Source organism: Intestinimonas sp. (assembly GCF_026169115.1).
GTDB lineage: Bacteria > Bacillota > Clostridia > Oscillospirales > Oscillospiraceae > Intestinimonas.
Genome location: NZ_JAPFEA010000039.1, coordinates 1 through 1,813, shown reverse-complemented (window position 1 = coordinate 1,813; position 1,813 = coordinate 1). Strand labels below are relative to the sequence as shown.

Here is a 1,813-nt window from a genome sequence, read left to right as displayed (position 1 = left end):
GAGGACATCGCCCCGGAGAAGCGGGAGGAATACCTGGACGTCATCATGGACCAGTCCGGCCAGATGGCCGCCCTGGTGAGCGCCCTGCTGGACCTGAGCCGGATGAAGGCGGGCAAGACCGCCTTCACCCCCGGCCCCGTCTCCCTGGACCAGGTGACCGCCGCCGTCTTCCGCGCTCTGGAGCGGCCCATGGAGACCGCCGGCGTCACCGCCCGCCTGGACCTGCCCCCCTGCACCGTCTCCGGCGAGGAAGGGCGGCTCTCCCTGGTGGTCTCCAATCTGGCCGCCAACGCCCTCCGCCACACCCCGCCCGGCGGCGAGATCCGGGCCGCCCTCCAGCACCGGGGGTCCTTCGTCCGCCTGACGGTGGAAAATGACGGCGACCCCATCCCAGAGGAGGCCCTGCCCCGGCTCTTTGAGCCCTTTTACCGCGCCGACGCCGCCCGGGACCGCCAGAGCGGCGGCACCGGCCTGGGGCTGGCCCTGGTCAGGGAGACTGCCGCCCTCCACGGCGGCGCCTGCGGGGTGGAAAACCTCCCCACCGGCGTCCGATTCTGGGTGGATCTGCCCTGTACCCGTCCCTGACCGCTCCCTGTTCCCCTCCGCCCGCCACGGAAAGGAGCATCCTATGGACCGTCAGTCTCTGCGCCCCCTCTTTTTCCGCGCCGCCGCCCTCTTCCTGGCCCTGTGGTGCCTGATGGCCGGCGCGCTCACCTACCTCAACGACCAGTACCACCAAAAAATCATCCGTTCCTCCATAGAGCATGCCGTCCTGCTCGCCGCCAGCCGCTCGGACAGCGCCGACGGCTGGGGAGACCGCTGGCTGAGCAACTTCACCGACGACCTGGCCCCCTACGGCGGCGCGGTGACCCTGCGGCTGTACGACGGGCAGGGCGAGGAGACCGCCCGGAGCCAGCTCCTGGCCGGTACCGCCACCACGCCCCTCAACGGTCCCCAGGACATCGTCAGCTATGCGCTGCTTTTCGACCCCGGCCTCACGGAGGAGGAGCAGCTTCAGCTGGCCCGCCGACTGCGGGAAGAACCCGTCTTCATCGACTTCTCTTTCTGGAACTGGTGTGAATACCACGGATACGAATACACCGATGAGGAGCGCCAGGACCTGTTCCTCCAGGTCTCTGTGGAGGTGACGGGCGTGGTGGATGGCGACGTCCTCTACCCCAAAAAGCTGGTCTATCACCTGCCGGGGGAGGACGTGACCCTGCTGGACAGCTCCAGCGGCTATTGGGCGGGAAAAACCCTCACCACCCTGGCCTTCCGTTTCGTCTCCCTCTCCCCCGCCCTGGTGGGCGGGGCCGCGCCCGAGGTCCTGCTGGAGCGGCAGCACATGGCCCAGGCCGAGCTGGACCACACCACTCGATTCTATGTGGGCGGTACGCCCACTCCCGGCCCCCACAACGGCGCGGTCTCCTCCTTCACCCAGCCGGGCGGCGACGGCAGTCAGGTGGGCTGGGCTTACTGGGTGGACCTCTCCCCCGCCCACGGTCTGTGGCCCGTCTACCTCCTCACCCTCTTGCTGGCCCTTCTCCTGGCCTTCCTCACCGCCCGGGCCCAGGCAAAGCGGCTCCAGCGGGAACGGGACCTCACCAACGCCGTGGCCCACGAGCTCAAGACCCCCCTGGCCATCCTCCATTCCTACGCCGAGGGGCTCCGGGAGGACATCGCCCCGGAGAAGCGGGAGGAATACCTGGACGTCATCATGGACCAGTCCGGCCAGATGGCCGCCCTGGTGAGCGCCCTGCTGGACCTGAGCCGGATGAAGGCGGGCAAGACCGCCTTCACCCCCGGCCCCGTC

The 1,813-nt window shown here is 69.2% G+C and carries 2 protein-coding genes; both read left to right on the top strand.

Annotated features, from left to right (window positions below):
* Positions 1–585: HAMP domain-containing sensor histidine kinase (locus Q0Y09_RS03630; protein ID WP_297717748.1), on the top strand; the 585-nt coding region annotated here is incomplete at its 5' end.
* A 43-nt stretch (positions 586–628) separates the two neighbouring features.
* On the top strand, positions 629–1,813 hold a 1,185-nt coding region (locus Q0Y09_RS03625), incomplete at its 3' end, for a histidine kinase dimerization/phospho-acceptor domain-containing protein (RefSeq protein ID WP_297717745.1).